12 protein-coding genes and 6 pseudogenes are annotated in these 14,837 nt (G+C 69.0%); 5 read left to right on the forward strand and 13 right to left on the reverse strand.

Translation table 11 applies throughout. From position 1 onward, the window contains the following. Positions 1–387: 387 nt before the first annotated feature. From ACLGIH_RS34075 to ACLGIH_RS34095, 5 genes and pseudogenes are all read right to left on the reverse strand, one after another. Positions 388–616, reverse strand: a pseudogene (locus ACLGIH_RS34075) (aa3-type cytochrome oxidase subunit II); the annotation flags it as partial. A 631-nt stretch (positions 617–1,247) separates the two neighbouring features. Next, on the reverse strand, positions 1,248–1,820 hold the full coding sequence (locus ACLGIH_RS34080; protein ID WP_416529558.1) for a hypothetical protein: 573 nt from the start codon (positions 1,818–1,820) through the stop codon (positions 1,248–1,250). A 70-nt stretch (positions 1,821–1,890) separates the two neighbouring features. Then, on the reverse strand, positions 1,891–2,598 hold the full coding sequence (locus tag ACLGIH_RS34085) for a YqjF family protein (protein ID WP_416529106.1): 708 nt from the start codon (positions 2,596–2,598) through the stop codon (positions 1,891–1,893). A 191-nt stretch (positions 2,599–2,789) separates the two neighbouring features. Beyond that, positions 2,790–3,559 (reverse strand): annotated as a pseudogene (locus tag ACLGIH_RS34090) (transposase). Positions 3,560–3,782: 223 nt separating this feature from the next. Continuing rightward, positions 3,783–4,704: pseudogene (locus ACLGIH_RS34095) on the reverse strand (IS5 family transposase). Between the two features lie 1,269 nt (positions 4,705–5,973). On the opposite strand from ACLGIH_RS34095, the gene ACLGIH_RS34100 reads away from it, so the two are divergent. The 4 genes from ACLGIH_RS34100 to ACLGIH_RS34115 are packed head-to-tail and all read left to right on the forward strand — an operon-like array spanning position 5,974 to position 9,563. Continuing rightward, positions 5,974–8,214, forward strand: coding sequence for a sensor histidine kinase (locus ACLGIH_RS34100; RefSeq protein ID WP_416529107.1), 2,241 nt, complete (start codon positions 5,974–5,976; stop codon positions 8,212–8,214). After that, complete coding sequence (locus ACLGIH_RS34105) at positions 8,211–8,615, forward strand: roadblock/LC7 domain-containing protein (protein ID WP_416529108.1); 405 nt, start codon at positions 8,211–8,213, stop codon at positions 8,613–8,615. Before ACLGIH_RS34100 ends, ACLGIH_RS34105 begins: the two co-directional genes overlap by 4 nt. Then, on the forward strand, positions 8,615–8,986 hold the full coding sequence (locus tag ACLGIH_RS34110; RefSeq protein ID WP_416529559.1) for a DUF742 domain-containing protein: 372 nt from the start codon (positions 8,615–8,617) through the stop codon (positions 8,984–8,986). Before ACLGIH_RS34105 ends, ACLGIH_RS34110 begins: the two co-directional genes overlap by 1 nt. Further along, a complete protein-coding gene (locus tag ACLGIH_RS34115; RefSeq protein WP_416529109.1) occupies positions 8,973–9,563 on the forward strand; it encodes a GTP-binding protein in 591 nt (196 codons plus the stop codon). The genes ACLGIH_RS34110 and ACLGIH_RS34115 overlap by 14 nt, the downstream gene beginning before the upstream one ends. A gap of 118 nt (positions 9,564–9,681) precedes the next feature. Here ACLGIH_RS34115 and ACLGIH_RS34120 read toward each other — a convergent pair whose 3' ends face one another. The 7 genes and pseudogenes from ACLGIH_RS34120 to ACLGIH_RS35075 all read right to left on the reverse strand — a co-directional run bounded on the left by ACLGIH_RS34120 (position 9,682) and on the right by ACLGIH_RS35075 (position 13,078). Beyond that, positions 9,682–9,933, reverse strand: a complete 252-nt coding sequence (locus ACLGIH_RS34120; protein WP_416529110.1) for a P-loop NTPase family protein — start codon at positions 9,931–9,933, stop codon at positions 9,682–9,684. A gap of 100 nt (positions 9,934–10,033) precedes the next feature. Next, positions 10,034–10,171 (reverse strand): annotated as a pseudogene (locus ACLGIH_RS34125) (GNAT family N-acetyltransferase); the annotation flags it as partial. 307 nt (positions 10,172–10,478) lie between these two features. Next, a complete protein-coding gene (locus ACLGIH_RS34130; RefSeq protein WP_416529111.1) occupies positions 10,479–10,712 on the reverse strand; it encodes a hypothetical protein in 234 nt (77 codons plus the stop codon). Further along, positions 10,709–10,873, reverse strand: coding sequence for a hypothetical protein (locus ACLGIH_RS34135; protein WP_416529112.1), 165 nt, complete (start codon positions 10,871–10,873; stop codon positions 10,709–10,711). Before ACLGIH_RS34135 ends, ACLGIH_RS34130 begins: the two co-directional genes overlap by 4 nt. A gap of 62 nt (positions 10,874–10,935) precedes the next feature. Further along, positions 10,936–11,184 (reverse strand): hypothetical protein, encoded by a 249-nt coding sequence (locus ACLGIH_RS34140; RefSeq protein WP_416529113.1) that lies wholly within the window; start codon positions 11,182–11,184, stop codon positions 10,936–10,938. Positions 11,185–11,495: 311 nt separating this feature from the next. Then, the gene (locus ACLGIH_RS34145; RefSeq protein ID WP_416529114.1) at positions 11,496–11,906 is read right to left on the reverse strand and encodes a hypothetical protein; all 411 of its coding nucleotides are present in this window, start codon (positions 11,904–11,906) and stop codon (positions 11,496–11,498) included. A gap of 89 nt (positions 11,907–11,995) precedes the next feature. Continuing rightward, a pseudogene (locus tag ACLGIH_RS35075) lies at positions 11,996–13,078 on the reverse strand (IS630 family transposase). 69 nt (positions 13,079–13,147) lie between these two features. Here ACLGIH_RS35075 and ACLGIH_RS34160 point away from each other — a divergent pair. Continuing rightward, a pseudogene (locus ACLGIH_RS34160) lies at positions 13,148–13,462 on the forward strand (CRISPR-associated endonuclease Cas1); the annotation flags it as partial. Positions 13,463–13,558: 96 nt separating this feature from the next. On the opposite strand, the gene ACLGIH_RS34165 reads toward ACLGIH_RS34160, so the two are convergent. Further along, positions 13,559–14,836 carry an IS701 family transposase gene (locus ACLGIH_RS34165; RefSeq protein WP_416529115.1) on the reverse strand — a complete coding sequence of 426 codons (1,278 nt, stop codon included), beginning with the start codon at positions 14,834–14,836 and terminating at the stop codon, positions 13,559–13,561. Position 14,837: the final 1 nt, after the last annotated feature.

Here is a 14,837-nt window from a genome sequence, read left to right on the forward strand (position 1 = left end):
GCGGCAGCCGTCGGAGCGGCGGCCGAAACGCACGGCTGCCGGATCGCACCCTGCGGGACGCCTTCGCTACGCCACGGTCACCCGTGGCCGTCACCGACAGCTGGTCAACGGCATGCACGTCCACGCGGCCGTGCCCAGCCGGGAGACGGGCGTGCAGGTCCTGAAACCGGACCTTGGTGACGTTCCGAGGGAACAGTGTCCCCGGGCCTCACCTACCGCCCGTGGGGACGATCGTTCGGCTGAAGCCCCACGGAGTTCACTCGCCGAGAGGCGACCGTCCTTCGCCCCGCCGCTTGCTGCCACGGTCGGCCCTCCCTCGAGTCCACCGGGGCTTTCTCATGTGCCGTTCGTGGCTTGCACGCGGCGACACGCCTGCTGTACTAGTGCCGGAACCATGGCCAGGTTCAAGTCGGCCTTCGCGTCGCCCGTGCCGCCGTTGCCGTCCACGTTCTCGATGCAGTTGAAGCCCCAGGTCTGCTGGAAGCCAGCCACGCTGATGATGCGGGGCGGCTTCTTTGCCGGCTCACAGCTTCGCCTCGTCACGGGCGGTGAAGTAGAACAACACCGAGACGATCAGCGGCGGGACCACGGTGTACAGCGCTTCGATGGGCATCGTTCTATCAGGTCTGCGGGGGGCTCGACCTTGGGAGAAGGCGCCCAACGCGCCGTTCACCGACGCCTCGGCTCGCGCCAGGACGGGGCTACTCACGCCGACATGCGCTTCGGACCGGAGTCGTCACCGAACGGCGCGTCGGGAGCAGCCCCCCGGGCGGTGAGAACGGGAGCCGCTCGTTCACCGTCGGGCGCTCCTGACGCCCCGCGTACTCCGCGCGGGCGACGAACGCAGCCAGGCGGCGATCCATCCGGTCTGCATCGCGGCATCGAGGAGGTACGTCGGGCGGATCCGCCCCTTGGGTACGTAGAGCAGATCGACGGCCAACAGGGTCAGGGCGGTGCCGAGCCCGATGCGGGGTGCGTGGGCTGGGGCCCTGCGCGTCCCCGGCCGCCGCGAGCTGGGCGACGCCGGCGGAGGCGAGCAGTCCGCCCGTCGTCATCTGCAGCCACACGTCGGTCTTCGGGCCGAAGACCCACTCAAAGCTGCGCAGGTGCAGCAGGGGCCACAGTCCACCCACAATGTTGAAGGCACCGTGCGCGACCGCGAGCGTGTGGGCGGGCCCCTGCACTCCGGTTCTGTCCAAGGGACATCCATCCGTAGGTTCCGGCCGGGTACCCCTGCTCAGGCGCCCTCACTCCGGGCCGAGTTCGACCGTCGTCGTGACCCGGGTGACGGAGGGGTTCCTCGGCGCCGAACCGAACCCGAAGCGCACGGGCGGTTCGACCGGCGCCATCGCCCCGAGGTCCGCGCCCTCGTAGTCGGCCGAGACTGCACGGATCGGCAGCAGGTCCCGGGCGCCGTACCACTCCCGGCGGCCCTGCCCGGCGCTGCCGCGGGTGCGCACGCCCGGCAGCAGCAGGCGGGCGGGCCGGTCCGTCAGCGCGCTCCATGCCGGACGGCGGGTGAGCGCGCCGGGTACGGTCCGCAGCGCCAAGCCCAGAAGCCCTCGCCGGCCGGTGGTGAAACGCAGGTCGAGTGGCCCGGCGGTGACGGTCCAGGCGTGGTCCGTGACGCTCACCTCGACCGGGACGACACGGACCGTGTCGAAGACGTAGGTGCCGCTGATGAAGTCCGCTGTTTTCCGCGTGGGGGCCAGCAGCAATCTGTCCCCGTCGGCCTGCTCCAGCATCACGTCACTGAACGGTCCGAAGGGTGACCCCTGCCAGTGTCCGAGCACGATCCGTGTGCCGGAGGAGGTGCCCATGCCCGCGATCCAGCCGTCGAAGCGCACGCGCGGGCGTCGCGTGACGGCGCCGGAATTCCGGCGAGGGGTGTCAGGAAGGCTGGGAGACGCGCTCCGGGACGCACGGCCTGGAGGGCCCGAGCCGTACATGCCTGACTCCTTCCGAGAAGTGCACCAGGGGCTCCCCGAGGGGGGCTTCCCGGAGGCCCGCCGCGGCGGTCAGCGTCTCCTCCAGTACATCGACGCCGGCGTCGGCCAGCGGCCACGGCTCGTGCTCGACGGGCGTCTCCCAGAGCATGCCGAGCCTGCGGGTGTACGCCCGCCAGCGCGAGGTCAGCCATACGTTCCGCTCCGTCGGCTCGATCGGGTCGCCAGGCCGGACGACCAGGCGGTAGGAGGCGTCACCGATCCATCGGGAACCGGAGTACGAGACGGTGCCCCCGTCCGTGGACACGCGGAGGGTGCCCGGATTGTACGGTGCGCCGATGGCCCGGGCCGCCACCATCGGAGGGAAGGCGACCTCGATGGACAGGAACCAGAGCCCGTCCCGGCCGTCATGGTGCCGTACGTACGTGCGCAGGTTGGTCTCCGCGAACGTCGGCAGGCAGGGCAGCGAGGCGGGAACACCGGGTGGTCGCACGTCCGCCATGACAAAGGGGGTGAGCCCCACCCAGGCGGCCCCCTCGTACTCGTCCACGACCAGTCCCCCGGGCAGGAGCGCCTGGACCGCGTCAGGCGGGAACGGCCAGTGGACGAACGTCTGCGTCAGCCAGCCCGCCCGCAGCGCTGGCAGGCGCACCCGCTGTTCTGCTCCGTATGCCACCACGGGCGCCGGGTCCCCCGCACGCGATCGAAGGAAACCCGCGGCGCCCGGCACGGTGGGCGGAACGGCGCCGGCCAGATCATGAAGAGGGTGGCTTCGTTCATCTCTAACTAAGGGTTGTCCCGTAAATGATCTTTGATGTGCCTGGTGACCTGGTGGTTTCTGGGTCATCCGGCCAGCGTGAGGTTGTGCAGGCGGGCGATGCCGAGCATGGCGTGGTGGACGCCGTCGCCTTTGAGGCGGCAGTCGCGGAGGATCTTCCAGGTCTTCATCCGGGCGAAGGCGTGCTCGACGCGGGCGCGGACCTTGCGGTGTGAGCGGTTGTGCTCTTCCTTCCAGTCCGGGAGTTCGCTCTGGCCGGGGTCACGGCGGTGCGGGATGACCAGGCCGGTGCCCCGGTAGCCGCCGTCCGCGAGCACTGTGGTGTGGCCGACGGCCTCCTTGGCTCCGGACAGCTCCCATGCCTTGCAGTCGTTGCGGTTGCCGGTGACCGGCCGGCCGACGGCGACGACGAGGCGGGTGTCGGCGTCGATGACGACCTGGTGGTTGGTGGAGTACCGGTAGTTCTTGGACTGCTCGGCCATGGTGTGGTCGCGGGTGGGGACCAGGGTGCCGTCCACGATCAGCACGGTGTCCTTGCGGAACCGCTTGCGCTGCTGGAGCGCGAGCGTGGGCCCGAGGTGGCCGATAATGCGGTCGGCCGCCGACTTCGACACCCCGAACAGCGGCGCCAACTGCCGCAGCGTCAGGTTGGTCCGCCAGTACGCGGCGACCAGGAGCACACGGTCCTCCAGTGGCAAACTCCAGGGCCGGCCCTTGCGCACCGGATCCGCACCCTCACGCCGGAGCGCGGTGATCAGCTTGCCGAACTGACGCGGGCTCAGCCCGGTGAACGGGTTATCCAGGAGGGCTCCGACGCCGTGATCACACCAGACACGGCAAGATCACGCGGCGGCCGAGGTGGCGGGCACAGCGCAAGGCACACTCCTCACGGCGTATCCGGGACGAGCACGGCATCGCCCATCTCAAGAACTGGCGGGCACTGGCCCGCCACCTCGGCCGCCGCGAGCACATGAGCGACACCATCCAAGCCATCGCCGGTTTGCTGTCCCACCGGCAGACAGCGGACCTGAACCTGGCACGACAGACGTGACCACGGGCTACACCGGAGTCCGCGACGTCTCACCGCCTACTGTGCACCAGCTCGTTAGGGTCCGTCTTCGAACTGATCTTGCCCAGAGCAGGAACGAGGCGAGTGTGACGGCTGCTTCATAGGAGGTGACGGTCTTCTCGTATCTCGGGGCGATGCCGCGAAAGCCCTTGAGCCTGTTGAAGCAGCGTTCGACGGTGTTGCGTCGGCGGTAGGTCTCCCGGTCGAAGACCGGCGGCCGTCCGCCGCGGCTTCCGCGGTTGTGACGGTGTCTTTGCTGGTCGGTCTTCTCGGGGATGGTCTGGGCGATGCCGCGTTTGCGCAGGTAGGCGCGGAGGCCACGGGAGCTGTAGGCCTTGTCTGCGATGACCTGATCGGCCCGGCAGCGTGGACGGCCAAGACCTGTGCGAGGTACCCGGATCCGTTCCAGCAGGGTGCGGGCGCAGACGCTGTCGTGACGTTGGCCAGGTGTCAAGAGGATCGCCATGGGACGTCCGCGGCCGTCGCAGGTGAGGTGGATCTTGGTTGTCAGTCCTCCTCGGGATCGGCTGAGGGCGTGATCGTCCGGTTCGTCCTGCCGGTGCCTCCCCCTTTTCGGCCGGTGGCGGCGGCATGCTGGTGAGCACGGACGACGGTGGAATCGATCTGCACCAGCCAGTCGATGTCGCCGGCGGCATCAGTCCGAGCCTGGATCTGCTGAACAGCGCGGGTGAACACGCCGTCGAGCGTGGGGCGGAAGCGGCGGCTATACATCGTCTTCCAGGGACCGTAGCGTTCCGGCAGGTCACGCCACGAGACCCGGTCCGGATCTTGTAGACCATCCCGTTGATGACCTGCCGGTCCGATGCGTGTGGCCGGCCCGTCGCGGCCTGTGGTATCAGCGGAACGAGTAACTTCCACCCCCTGTCGGTGAGTTCATGACGGGATATCACCCCACCATGATCCACCATCCGGTGATCTGTGAAGACGGACCCTAGCCGGGCCCCATCGGGTGCCCATGTGGCGCCCCTCGTCACCCACTTCGAAGAGCGCACGATGTCCGCCTTTCCCATCCCCCGCCATGACCAGCTCACGGCCGCAACGTCCGGGCCCGGCCTGGTGCTGCTCGACTTCTGGCAGCCCCGGGGAGGCCGGGCGGGATCCGCCCGAGGAATTTGGAGGTGCTGTGCGCGGCGAGGAACAGGCCGGCCCGCCGTGCGGCGGGCGGGAGTTCTTGACCGGCTTGGCGGGTAGGGCCCGCCTGGTCCATCCGGACACGCGCCAGCGCATGAGCTTCCCGGAGGGCAGGCCGTGATCCGTCTCGCGGCCAGGTCGGGAACGGTGACGGGGACCGGCGGCGCGGCAGGATCGCCTTCGAAGACCGCATCTTCCATCTGCCAGTCCAGAGAGCGAAAGGCATCAACGGCTTCGCGTGGATCGCCCAGCCGCAGAGCAGACAGGTCCGCACCGGTGAGGTTGCCGACGCCGCCGCGCGCGGCCCTGATGGCCACCACGACGGCCAGAAGCTGCGGGTCGGGCCTCGGGCAGTGGCAGTGAGGGCACGTAGCTCAGCAGCATGCAAGCCGCTTCGCCTTGCTGGACGGTCAGCAGGAGCGGCTGGGCCTTCCCGGCAGGGGCGGCGGTTGTGGCCTTGCTGGAGCTGGACGCGGGCTGTGGCACGGCACCCCCAACGCCTCGCACGGGCCGGAGTTACTGCCGAGTCCCGTCTGGAGCAACCCGCCGAGCGTGGGCGCGACGCTGCTGGCGGCGCGCTGCCTCCGCAGCTGCTTCACTGCGGATGCGGGCTGGTTCGAGCCGTGGGTCAATGGGACGGCCACAGCAGAACAGGGGGTTCTCGCCATGCGGGGCGGCCGGGATGGCTGGACATCTCGGTTGGGTTTCGAATTGGGCTCCGGTGTGCAACTTCTCCGTCGCATTACCACATGCTGTCAATGGAAGTCATCCCTCCGTTTCTTCGGTGTGGCTGGTTATCATCGACACCCCCACGCCCTGCCGAAGCCGAAACCGGACTTCCCCCAATCCGCACCCCAGGACTGCGTCTGGTCTCGGCTGTTGAGCCGTACCCGCTGTTTCACCGCTCCCGAGGACTGATGGCTCCCATAGAACCCGAAGGCCCGCGAGGGCAGTCGACGACTCGTCGGCGCCGTACCGTGCGCCTGCGCACGCTGCTCATTTGGCTGGCAATCGTCCCCATTCTGGCGATGAGTGCCCAAGTTGTCCTGACCGCACAGCCGTTGCTGGAGGAATCGGAACACCTGCGCACCGACGTGGCGGTCGGTGAGCGGGTCGGCGTACCCCTGTCCAGGCTGATGGTCGAAGTGCAGGCCGAGCGGACCGCGACCGCCGCACGGTGGACGGGCGGCTCCGTGTCCAAGGAGGAGCTGCGCGACCATCGCGCGGCCACGGACCAGGCCGTGGACGAACTGCTCCGGTCGGCGGACGGAGTCCCGGCGGAGCGGCGCGAGGACCAGAGTCTCCTCGCGAAGCTGAAGCGCGACCTCGCGAACCTGGCCGTGTACCGCGAACGCGCGGACGCCCGCAGCGGAGGCGCGGAACGGACGATCGGCTACTACTCCGGCCTGATCGACCACATCATCCATCTGTATCAGGACGATTTCAGCCACGCGCAGGACGCCGAGTTCATCCAGGAGAGCGGCCTGGTCGTCACGATGTTCTCGGTGTCCGAGATGGTGTCGCGCGAGACCGCCGTCCTCATGTTGGCCGGGCCGTCCAGGCAGATAAGCCCCTCCGCGTTCACCGAATTCGTCAACTCGGTCGGATCCCAGCGGTACCAGTACTCCGAGTGGGTCGAGCCGTATCTGACGGCTGAGGACAGAGTGGCCTACAACGAGGTCCTCGGCTCGGACGCCTGGAAGACGAAGGTCCGCATCGAGAACGCGGTCATCTCCGACCACCAGAACGTCGAGTCCGGCGTCAAGCTGCCCAAGGAGATCGACGACTGGCAGGCCGCGCACGAACAGTTCGTGGGGCGCCTTGACGCGCTCAACGTGAAGCAGGCGCGCGCCGTGATCGCACGCGCCGACGCCAAGGCCACGGACCTGGAGACCGAGGCCACCTGGCTGATCGTCGGAAACGGCGCAGCCGTGCTCGCCGTCGTGGCCGTCATCGTGCTCACCACCCGCTCCGTGCTCCACCGCCTGCGCGCTCTGCACCGGCGTACGGTGGCCATCGCCGAGGACACGCTGCCGGGTGTCGTGGCCCGGCTCCAGCGCGGGCAGCCCGTCGACGACGATGCGCTGCCCGCGGTGAGCGGTGACCAGGACGAGGTCGGACGTATCAGCGACGCGTTCGCCCGGGTCGTCTCCGTATCCGTGGACGGACACGCACAGCTCGCGGCCGAGCGGCATGGCTTCGGTATGTTCGCCGCGGGCATCGCCTCGCGGACCGGAAACCTGGTCAGCCGCCAGCTGACCCTCACCGACCAACTGCAGGACGCCTTCGGTCACGACGAGGAGCTGCTCGCCCGGTTGATGCAATCCGACCAGTTGACGGTGGGTATGCGGCGGCAGATCGAGAACCTGCTCATCCTGGCGGGCGGCGAGATCCCCGATCCGCACACAGAGCCCATGCGCGTCGCCGACCTGCTGCGTGAAGCCGCCGCGGAAGTCGAGGACTTCCGGCGGATCGAGCGCCAGTGCCTGGACGAGATCAGCGTGACACCCCGGGTGATCAGCGAGATCAGCCACCTCCTGGCAGAACTCCTGGACAACGCCACCCGGTTCTCCCCGCCGAGGTCGAAGGTGGTCGTACGCGCCGAACTGGTGACGGACGGTCTGTCGGTGGAGATCGAGGACCGCGGGCCCCGGGTGACCGCCGCGACCTACGAGGAAATGAACGGGCGTCTGCACTCGGCCCCGCCGTACTCCGTCCTGGCGGAGAACGCGCACCGGCTCGGACTCTTCGTGGTCGGCCACCTCGCCGAACAGCTCGGCGCCACGGTGACGCTGCGCCGCTCGGTGTACGGGGGGACGTCGGCCGTGGTGGTCTTCCCCGAGCGACTGCTGGTGCCGACCGAACCGGTCGGGGCAGAAGCCCGGGTGGGCACAGAAGAGCGGCGCGCGTCGGCGCCGTCCGCTCCGGCACCGGCCCTTCCCGACGAGCGCAAGGACGAGCGCAAGCCCGAGTTGGTCCTGCACACGGAGACCGGGCTGCCCAGTCGTGGGACGCCGGCGCGCTCGCCCGACCGGCCGGTGGAGAGCGAGCCTCCGGCCCTGTCCGTGACACGGGACGGAGACACGAAGCCCGCCCTCCCCGAGCGGGTCCCGCAGGCCCACATCGCCAAGCAGCTCCGCACGCCGAGCGCAGCGGAAACCGACGTCGGTCAGGACGCGGCGACGCCCGAAGAGGTGGCCGACGCCTGGGCGGATTACGAACACGGCACCCAGACAGTGGAACAAGAGCTCCGACAGGATCAGCCATGACGACGACAACGAACGACATGATCTACAGCGTCCTGGACAACAACCTGAGCAGGATTGCCGGCGTCCAGGGAGCCGTACTCCTGTCCAACGACGGGATCAAACTCAGCTCGTACCAGCTGGAACGGGACCGGGCGGAGCGCATAGCTGCCGCCGCCTCCGGCATCGCGGCCACCATGAAGGCGCTGTCCAGGGAGGTCGACGGCGGCCGGGTGATCCGCCAGCTGGTCGAGATGGATGACAGCTATCTCTGCATCGTCGGGTGCGGGGAGGGCAGCACACTCATCGTGGTGACCTCCCGCAAGGCGCGGCTCGGGGAGCTGGGCGGTGAAGCCGTGCGGACTGCCCAGGCGCTCGGTGAGTGGCTGAGCACGCCTGCGCGCAGCGGGACGCAGCCGTCGTAATGGCGGACGAGCCCGAGCCGCGACAGGGTGGCCGCCGCCGGACGCGGTTGTATGCGCTGACCGATGGACGCACGGCGGCTACCCACACCGGCCTCACCATGGAGACCACGATCACGGCGGTGGCCGGCGCGGACGGCCACGCCGGTCTGCCCACCGAGTGGCAGGCCGTCCTCGCCATGTGTCCGCCGCCGGGAGGCCTGGCGGTCGCCGAGATCGCGGCGCGCATGCACATGCGCCTCACTCCGACGACGCTTCTTCTCGGCGAACTCGCGGACCGGGGGCTGATCGCACACCGGTCGCCCCTGGAGGGGGCCGAGACCAGCAATGTCCACCTGCTCATGAGAATCAGGGACAACCTTGCCCGGATATGACGACCCTGCCCAGGAAGCGAACCCCGTCAAGATCCTCATCGCTGGGGGATTCGGAGTCGGCAAGACGACCCTGGTCGAGACGGTCTCCGAGATCGAGCCGTTGCGCACCGAGGAGCGGCTGACGAGCGCGGGCGTCGGCGTCGACGACCTCGACGGCATCGAGTCCAAGGCGGTCACCACCGTCGCGATGGACTTCGGCCGCATCACCCTCACCGACGCACAGGTCGTCCTCTACCTGTTCGGCACACCAGGCCAGGAGCGCTTCTGGTTCATGTGGGACGACCTGCTGAACGGGGCGCTCGGGGCGATCGTGCTGGTCGACACACGGCGCCTCGACCGCAGTTTCCCGGCCGTCGACTTCTTCGAGAACCGAGGACTTCCGTTCGTGGTCGGCGCGAACTGCTTCCACGGCGACCAGCCGTACACCGCCGAGGAGATCCGGGCGGCGCTGCATCTGTGTGACCCGAGCACGCCCGTCCTCATGCTCGATGCCCGCTCCCGGGACGACGTGCGCGGTGCGCTGCTCTCGCTTCTGGACATGCTCATTGCCCAAGCGGGCGTCGTGGCGCCCGGCTGACACCCCTGACGCGTTGGAGATGGGTGGCGCGGGGGCAGAGGGGCCTCCGTCGGGCTTCGGCTCCGTGGAGCCACGAGCCGGACAGCGTGCGCGTACGGCGCAGGGCCGGGCACAGCGCTTACGCGGGCAGGAGGACCCGGTCGGCGGCCTCGGGAAGCCGGGCGACCTCCTCCGCGGTCAGAGCCGTACGGCAGCGGGAGTGGAGCACGGCGGGAAGACGGCGGGCCTCGACGACGAGGACGCCGTCAATCTCGAGCGCGCCCCGGCGGCCGACGGGGGCACCGCGGATGGCGAGCACCGGCGCGACGTCGACGCGTCCGCTCAACTCCCGGCTCAGAGCGGCGGGGGCCCGCTGTGCCTGCCACTTCACGCCGTCCAGCGTCTTGCACTGAGGGCGGCAGACCCGGTTGGCGTGAGCCCGGGGGCTTCCCAATGATGTTGTCAAGCAGCGCTGTTCGAGCGCTGGATGGGACGACCATCTGCGGCGGCACTCTGCCGGCGATGGAGCCCGAGGGGACGTTTCCTATGCGGACTGCGCTCATCGCGCGGTAAAAGGGCTCAGCATTCGGGTCCGCGTCGATCGTGAGTTGGGTGAACATCTGGCGTCGGGGCCGCGTCAGCTTCCCGGCATGCGAAGGTCCTGATCAACCCCCGAGCGGTCATGGGTCTTCGTGCTGCCGGGAGCCGTTGCGTGCGACCCTGGCCGGGGTGGTGGACTGGTGGAGCTGCCGGACCGGGGCCCAACCACGGTGACGGACCGGCAGCCCGGGAGCGCGGCTCCGTACGGCGCGGCGGGCTTCGTGGGGGCGGGTGGCGGTGGGGGCCGTGCCCGCACCGCGCGGTCAGCGCCCCTGCCAGGGGTAACGGCGGGTGAGTTTCGCTCCCGTTGCGCTGGGCGTCGTTGACGCGTCCGGGTCAGTCAAGGGCGCGGCCGACTTCGCGGAGGGCGTCGCGGGCCTGGTCGGCATCGAGGAGGAGCGCGAATTCTTCGAATGCCAAAGCCATCACCTCGTCTGGGGTGGGGTGCTGGCCCTCGGGCGCGCGACGGACGGCGAGCTGGGCGGCGCCACGGGCCACGATCTGCCCGCGTTCGGCGTCGTCGAGGGTGTCGTCGTTGAGCGGGGCCAGGACCTGCCGCCACAGCGTCACCGCTCGCTCTCGTTTCGGGGCGCGGGCACTGCGGTGCCGGGTGCGGGGGCGTCGTTGTCCTCGTCGTCCTTGGGCCAGCGGCCGAAGGGGCCGTCGGGCTGTTCGGGTGTGGCGCCGAGAACGCCGGGGCCCTTGGTGCGGTGCGGCGGCAGCGGAATCACGTCGGTCACCTTATGCGGCAGCGGTCCGGACAGGGAGCGGGCGGCGCCGGGCGCCGGCGCGGTCATGTGGCGTGACCGAGGGACTGGGCGAGGTACTGCGGGGTGGTCCATCCGCCGACCCAGTACCTGCGCGGCGGGTCGAAGCGGTGACGGACGACGCGTCCGTCCAGGGTCCAGGCGACGAAGTCCTCCAGGTCGGCCTCGACGGGGTACCAGTGCAGCCCGGCCCACCGGAACAGGCCGGTGATGACCCGCCAGGGAAGATGACGTTGGGTCGGGGGCCGTACGCGTATGGCGGGGACCTGGTGCATCTAGGTGTGCTGGCGCAGGAGGTTGACGATGCCGTGACCACGCTCGGTGATGCTCGTTGAGTCGGGTGGCAGGCCGGTGCTGATGTGCTGTCTCTCGGTGCTCTTCCCGCCTCGGGGTGGGGTTGCAGGGTTAGTGCCCGCCCTGTCATGGCAGGTGGCCCCTGGTCCTCACCCTCGGGGACTCTGTTGGTCAATTCGGCTATGCGATCGATCCCCGGTAGACAAGCGGCCGGAAGCAAGGTCAAGGAGATACGCACAGTGTCAAGGGAAGAGCCAGGCCGAAATGTTCTGTCTGAGGACTCGGCCTCTCGTCAGACTGCTAGCCGCGTGGGCAAGGCGTCCGTCCGCCCGTAGGTGAGCACCTGCGCGAGGACCTCGCGGAACCGGACGACGTCTTCGGCCGGAGCTTCGATGACGGCCGCGATCTCGCCGTCGTCCAACCGGAGGCTTTCGAGTGCCTCGGGATCCAGCGAGATGCGGAGGACGTTGCCGTCCAGGACGGCTTCGCGCACGCATCCGTAGGCTGTGCCCTGGTCAGCGGTGACGAGGCAGTGTGTATCCATGCCCAATGCCACCTCCTGTTCATCGGGCTCTTCCTCGCCCGCCATGAACATCAGGATGAAGCCGCTACCGTCTTCGCCTTCCGCAAGGCCGGCCTCCGTGAAGTAGCCGTCAGGATCGATCTCCGTGCTGGCGGCGCGAGCGGTGAATCGGTATGTCATGACGAGGTTGTATCAACGCGGTCGGACAAGGTGTCCAGGAGGGGGCATCGACGTCATCGCAGCCAAGGCGGGGCAAGACGACACCGTCACTACTGAGCTTGTTGCCGTGATGTCGTCAAGGTGAGGCTGGTTTCGGTGAGGCATCCGTCGATGAGGTTGCTGCGGTATTGGATCTGGCGGAGGCCATGCCGGAGGGTGCGCATCAGGTGGTCTGGGTCGGTGAAGGCGGTGTTGGCCTGGCTGCTGCGTCGTAGCAGTGACCAGAGGCCTTCGACGGGGTTGAGGTTGGGTGCGTATGCCGGCAGGAAGTAGCAGGTGATCCAGTCGTGTGCATCGATGAACGCTCTCAGCCGGGCGTCCTTGTGGACGTTCAGGTTGTCCCAGACGAGCACAATGGGTGCACCGAGCTGCTGATGGGCGGCGACGAGCAGGTCGCGGTAATCGGTCCAGGTGAAACTGCGTCTGCCGCCCCGCTTGTGATCGACGTGCCGCTTGAGCCGGTAGATCAGGCGTGAGCGTTCGCCCGGCTTGTAGCAGGCCAGGGCCGCGATGGAGAAGCGGCGCTGGGAGCGTCCCCGCACCCGGATGAGGGGTGTGTCCGCGTCGGGCCCAGCTGCGGGTGGTGGGCGGCGTCATCGAGAAGCCGGCTTCGTCTTCGAAGCACAGCCAGGCCCCGAGCGCCGCCGCGGTGTTTCCACGTGGGGCCATGTCTCCTTCACCCAGCCGGTGACCGCTTCTTCGTTGCGCTCCAGAGCGCGGCGGGCGGGGACCTGGTGGCTGAAGCCGTGCCGGCGCAGCATCTTCGCGATGGCCGAGAGCGACATGCTCTTGTGGAACCGGCGCCCGATCAGCGTCTTGATCCGCGTCAGCGTCCAGGTCTGGTCCGGCCAGCCGTGTGCGACGGGGCCCCTGGCCAGCTCCTGCTCCAGTACCGCGAACAGCTGCTCGCTCAGTTTGGGCAGCGACACCGGACCCACTGAGCGAAGACCGTCCGGGCCTGTTTTCTGCCAGGCCAGGCGCCACCGCTGAACGGAGCGCACGCTCACCCGTAAGCCTTTGGCGACCTCGGTGTTGGAGGCGCCGGCGCCGAACCGTTCGGCGGCCTCCATCCGGATCCGCTCACGAAACGCCTGCCGTTCAGGCGTCAGCCCACCACCCTGCGGATACCTCATACAAACGGCATACCGCGACGATCACACGCCGTCAGCCCCCAACGACACCACGCCAACAAGCTCAGTAACTACGCCTCCGGCCGGGCACTCAGCCGCTCCTCCGCCCTCATGGAAGCCCAGGCCCGCCAATGGGCGAACCCGCGCAGCCGGCTCGCCTTGGCACGGCGGATGTATCGGCTGCGCTTCCCGGACGAGGACCCCGCCGGCTTCACCCGGCACGAACTCCTTGGCCGCGAGGGCAGACGCGTTAAGGACTGCTACCGCGCCCAGGCGGCCCGCACCGGCGTTGCCTGGCGAGGCCGCCGCTACATTCCCGGCGACTTCGACAGCGGCGATGCCGTAAACCAGGCCATCACCGCCGCGGCCCAATGCATGTACGGCATAACCCCCTAGTAGGACTCCGTTAGGTCTGTCTTGATCTTGGTGTCTTCCTGTGGGGCAGGGGTTGGTGGCAGGTGGTGCAGATGCCGGTCCAGCAGTTCAGCAGGTCTTGGAGGGCGTCGAGGATCTGGTAGAGGGTGAGTCCGGTGTGTCGGTTTTTGGGGCCAGCCGCTGCTCGGTGAGGAAGGCGTGGGCGGCGGTGACCAGGGTGGTGTGGTGGTGCCAGCCCGGCCAGGAGCGGCCTTCGAAGTGGTCCAGGCCCAGGCCGTGCTTGAGTTCCCGGTAGTCGTGCTCGATGCGCCAGCGGGTCTTTGCCAGGCGGACCAGGTCGGCGATCGGGGTGTCGTTGGGAAGGTCGGACAGCCAGAAGCGGGTCGGCCCGTCCTCACCGTCGGGCCATTGGGCCAGCAGTCGCACCTGGGGCAGGACGCCGTCCCATCGGCGGTGCTCGGTCACCGCGGCCTGCTGGGCCAGCCGGCGCGGACGCACCCCGGCCGGCCGGACCGGCACCGCGAGGAAGCGGGAGGTCATCGGGCCGCGAGAGCCTTCGCGCCAGGTCACCTCCTCGAAGGCTTCCGCTCCGGCGGCCGTGGCCAGTTCCGCAACCGTCACTGGTGGCTGCCGGTAGCGGGGAAGCGGCGGGCGTCCAGTGCCGGAGAAGGCCGGGGCGACGGGGTGTGCGTCATGCGGCTGGAGGGTCAGATCACCGCGGATGCCGACCACGTACGGGATCTCTCGCTCGGCCAGGGCGGCGCGGAAGTCGGCGTTCTGGCCATAGCCGGCGTCGGACACCACGACCGGCGGCACGAGGTGCCACTCAGCCAGTTCATCAAGAGCGTCCAGGGCCAGCCGCCACTTCTCCCGGTGCCCGACGTCTGCTGGGACGCCGGTTCGCCGGCGCCGGACGGTGTCCTCGGTCCGCTCCTTGGGCAGGAACAGCCGCCAGTTCAGCGGGCAGGAGGCAGTTTCGGAGATCGCGTGCACGCTGACGGCCACCTGGCAGTTGGCCTGTTTGCCCAAAGCGCCGCAGTATTGGTGGGCGACGCCGACCGACATCCTTCCGTCCTTGGGCAACGACACGTCGTCGATCGCCCAGGCGTCCGGGGCGATCTGCGGCACCATCCGCTCGGCGATCCGCCGGCGCACCGGCACAGGATCCCAGGTGGACTGGTTCACGAACTGCTGCAGGTTCTGCTCGTTGCCGTCCGGCAGGCGAGAGGCCATGGCCTGGATGGACTTGCGGCGGCCGTCCATCATCAGTCCCCGCAGGTAGCAGTCACTCTTGGCCCGCTGGTCCTTGCGCGGCACCGACGCGAACACATCCGCCACGAATAACGCCAACTTCACCCGAACACGGTTCACTTCATGTGCGTCCACA

The organism is Streptomyces hamibioticus, from assembly GCF_047946815.1.
Taxonomy (GTDB): domain Bacteria; phylum Actinomycetota; class Actinomycetes; order Streptomycetales; family Streptomycetaceae; genus Streptomyces.

Bases quoted from the DNA above. Each gene is read 5' to 3' on its own strand.
- ACLGIH_RS34145 (WP_416529114.1), bottom strand. From the start codon at position 11,906: ATGACATACCGATTCACCGCTCGCGCCGCCAGCACGGAGATCGATCCT.
- ACLGIH_RS34110 (WP_416529559.1), top strand. From the start codon at position 8,615: ATGGCGGACGAGCCCGAGCCGCGACAGGGTGGCCGCCGCCGGACGCGG.
- ACLGIH_RS34140 (WP_416529113.1), bottom strand. From the start codon at position 11,184: ATGCACCAGGTCCCCGCCATACGCGTACGGCCCCCGACCCAACGTCAT.
- ACLGIH_RS34080 (WP_416529558.1), bottom strand. From the start codon at position 1,820: ATGGGCACCTCCTCCGGCACACGGATCGTGCTCGGACACTGGCAGGGG.
- ACLGIH_RS34100 (WP_416529107.1), top strand. From the start codon at position 5,974: ATGAGTGCCCAAGTTGTCCTGACCGCACAGCCGTTGCTGGAGGAATCG.
- ACLGIH_RS34105 (WP_416529108.1), top strand. From the start codon at position 8,211: ATGACGACGACAACGAACGACATGATCTACAGCGTCCTGGACAACAAC.